The sequence below is a fragment of the Asaia krungthepensis NRIC 0535 genome (genome assembly GCF_025995175.1).
Classification (GTDB): Bacteria; Pseudomonadota; Alphaproteobacteria; order Acetobacterales; family Acetobacteraceae; genus Asaia; species Asaia krungthepensis.
Genome location: NZ_BAPV01000011.1, coordinates 1 through 3594 on the forward strand (window position 1 = coordinate 1; position 3594 = coordinate 3594).

1 protein-coding gene and 1 pseudogene are annotated in these 3594 nt (G+C 46.2%); one reads left to right on the top strand and one right to left on the bottom strand.

What is annotated here, in order from left to right:
- The first annotated feature begins 286 nt into the window (after positions 1-286).
- Positions 287-1948, top strand: a complete 1662-nt coding sequence (locus AA0535_RS07690) for a WavE lipopolysaccharide synthesis family protein (protein ID WP_264815368.1) — start codon at positions 287-289, stop codon at positions 1946-1948.
- Positions 1949-2084: 136 nt separating this feature from the next.
- Here AA0535_RS07690 and AA0535_RS07695 read toward each other — a convergent pair.
- Positions 2085-2846, bottom strand: a pseudogene (locus AA0535_RS07695) (IS5 family transposase).
- Positions 2847-3594 lie beyond the last annotated feature (748 nt).

A 3594-nucleotide genomic window follows, 5' to 3' on the forward strand; every position in this document is an offset into this window, starting at 1 on the left:
CTCTGCTCTGGTGTCCACATCCAGAGCTTGAATCACATCTGCTCCAACTTCCTAAACAGGCTCTAAGCAAAGAAACAAGCTATCAGTGCGATTATTGAGTACCATCAGGCGCACAGGGAGATTTTCAATATATTACGCAACAATACTTGTAACAAATCTAGACATAATAATAATTTTTTATGTTATACTCGACAGAGTCTGTGCTCTTTCTTTGAAATTTTATTAATGGACCATGTTTCACAACCATCATATGATGTTTACAACATGGAACACATAGGGTTTTAAGATGAGCGTAAGTCAATACAAAGAATCCATCAGCATCGTTGTGCAAGGTGGATTATTTGAAAAAAACCTCAATGAAGTCGCCAATATCGTCCAATCTTATAGAAAAAGTTTCCCATTATCTCAAATAATATTATCCATATCAAGCTCAGATTTCATAGACTATTCCAAGTCGAGTGAACAATCTGTGAAGCCGTATCTTAAGAGTGCTAGACATTCCGGAGTAAGAAACACTTGCGATCTAATCAATAGAGTTGTCGATAATTTTGTATACTGTACTGAAGCAACTCAGATGCCACCAATCAAGGAGGGCAATCCAAATTGTAACGCAAACTTTCAAATAGAAGCGGCAAAAAAAGGATTAATTGTTGCAAAAAACAAATACGTCCTGAGAGTGAGAAATGATCTATTATTTAAAAGTGACAAATTTCTCCATGAATATGAGAAAGAAAATCAATTCAAGAGGTTTCGTCATAGCGTTTTCAACAAGCGCGTGATGATTTCTTCTCTTTTTACACTAAACCCTTACGCGTTGGAACGTATGCCCTTTCACTTTAGTGATTGGTTTCATTTCGGATTGCGTTCTGATGTTCTGAGTCTCTGGAACATTCCTTTCGTTGATCTCGCATTTATGACGCATTACAATACTAACGCTCATCGTCCAGGATCCAATATACTTGAGCGTGCGTTCAATGCTAGGACGGCCATCGAGCAGTACTTAATATTTGAGCGATTCAGAAATTATTTTACAGAACTCAGACTTGAGGGTCACAATGATACTCATTCCAGAAAGCAATCAATAGATATTCTATTGGATAATTTCTACATATTGGATTTTGAAAATGCTGATGTGTATTTCCCAAAATACGAGATTGATATGTATTATTCTGGCAATAAAAATATTTGCGTATCTCAAAATTCTTGGGAGACTATGGCCGCCAATAGAAATATTGATTACGAGAATATACTATCTTTGAATTCGTCAACAATACAATCTCTAGTTATTAGCGAGGAGTTTACGTACATACCTGCTTATTTTTTGAAGACCAAGCAAGGGCAATTGATAAACCGAGAGCTTGTTTCTGAAAGCATAGAAGATTACCGTGTTGTTCAATATGGGCCGCATTTTCGGATTAAGCGCGGTAAGTACAAAGCTATTGTCGTGGTAACCACCCTAAAATTAAAAGATGCTCGTATAATCATACGTGCAACCTGCGACCATGGAAAGAATGTACTTAACGAGCGCGATATACATATAAATCATTATGAAAATGACTTTCTTGATCAGGGTAGAACAAGTTTCGCTCTTGATATTGATTTCGAATGTGTTCAAGAATGGTCTGATGACTTTGAAGTTGTTGTGGAATGCAAAAATGTCGATCAGATCGCGATTTCCGCGCTGACGTTGAAGAGAAATTCAAATCCGGCGACGCGCCCCACCCCCAACGCATTAATTAAAATCGCCGCGAAACCTAAACCTGAGAAGCCAGAGCATGAAGACACGAAAGCTTTGCTGCTAGCTGTCAGATTCATCTCATTTTTTATGTCGCAAAAGATGAAACGTAAGCTTTCGCGTGACCCCGTCCTATTCTTCAAAGATTCGAAGAATATACTAATTTATCCAATAAAAAACGTATATCTCAAGAAATTTGATGGGAAAAACTAGCATCTGCTAGAGTCCAGAACGTGAGTGTGGGTTCTTCGCTTGCTGCGCCGAGTATGATGCAGTCTGGTTTTCTGATGATGCATAGTTGATTTAGGATCTGCTGCTCGAAGTGGTCCAAATGAAAGGCTAGGGCCTGTTAGGTCTTGAGATGATCTGTGGCTGCGGCGATATGGATGACGGCCATGAAGAAAGCTGTTGTTTTCTCGTATCTGATGGCGACGGCTTTCCAACCCTTGAGGCGGGCCCAGAAGTTTTCGATGAGGTGTCGGTGCCGATAGGCCCATTTTGGGCAAGCGACCGGAGCTTCGTTGTGTTTTGGCGGGATGACCGGGCGCGAGCCCCTGTCCCACAGGGACTCTCGAAACTGCTTTGAAGCATATCCCCGGTCACAGACGACGTAGAGTGGGGCGCGCGGCAAGGCGTCAAGGAGCGCCATGGCAGAAGGGAGTTCGTGGGCCTGACCTGGCGTCAGTGTAAATGACAAGGCTTTCCCGCGTCCGTCTACGGCGATACAGACCTTGCTGCCGAAACCACCACGTGAGCGGCCAAGTGCTTTACGGTCGCTTCGGCTGCCTTTGAATTCCCCTTTTTAGCGGCTCCTGCCGCCTTGTGATGAGCCCGAATGTTCGTGCCGTCGAGAAAAACCATGCCCACCGATGGGTCGCGGTCTATCAGTCGCTCGAAAAAAGCCTGCCAGACGCCGAGTTTTGTCCAGTGCAGGAAGAGCTGGACTGCGGTCCACTAAGGCCCAAGGCCCGGAACGCCACTTCGAGCCGTTGTAGTGGCACCAGAATATGGCCGATATGGTCCGACGAAGGTCGCGCGACGGCGTCTTGCCTTTCAGGCGAACCGCCTCGATCATAGGCTCCGAGACCTTCCACACATCATCGGAAATCACAGACTGCATCGGGCTCATCACGCAGAGCTATGCACGCCAGAACGTCTCTCAAGACATAACAGGCCCTAGACGCTCCCACACGATCTGCGACGGCCGATGTCGGCAGTTTTGTCACGGCACCGGCAAGGGTCAGAGTGACGAGCTATCCTTTTTGGCTGAAGCCATGGCAGACTGAAGCTTGACTCTCCCTTCTTTAGGCGATGCTCTGCATATGGCAAACCCTTTTATGAACGCGTAAGTGGGCATACGCCGCTTTAGGAAAGGTGCTTCTCGACGGCATCAATATTCGAGCTCGTCGTAAGACGGCGGGAGCTGCCAGAGAGGGGATTCCAACGAAGTCTAGGCGATTGTGAAGCACAAGGCCACCTGTGCGTGGAGGCTTTGGCAGCGAAATCTGCGTCGCCGCAGATGGCCATGCAAAGTCCCTATATCTCACCTTCACGCCAGGTCAGGACCATGAACTCTCCTCAGTCATGACGCGCTTGGGCGTATCGCTATACGCCTCAAGTCGTGTCGTCCGCGATCGGGGCTGTGCAACGAGGCAGTTTTAAGAAGCTTCGCAGGAGTGGGGCTCACGCTCTACCGTTCTTCGCCGAAACGCACTGAACCACAGGTCGTCTGCACGACATCAGCTTGTCCGCACCGACAAGCGCTTGTGGATGAAGCTTGGCGTAGCGTATCGGGAATGACTCAATACTGTCATTTGGAGTTGGGATTGGACGAGACGATCGGGGCGACGGATGCGGAA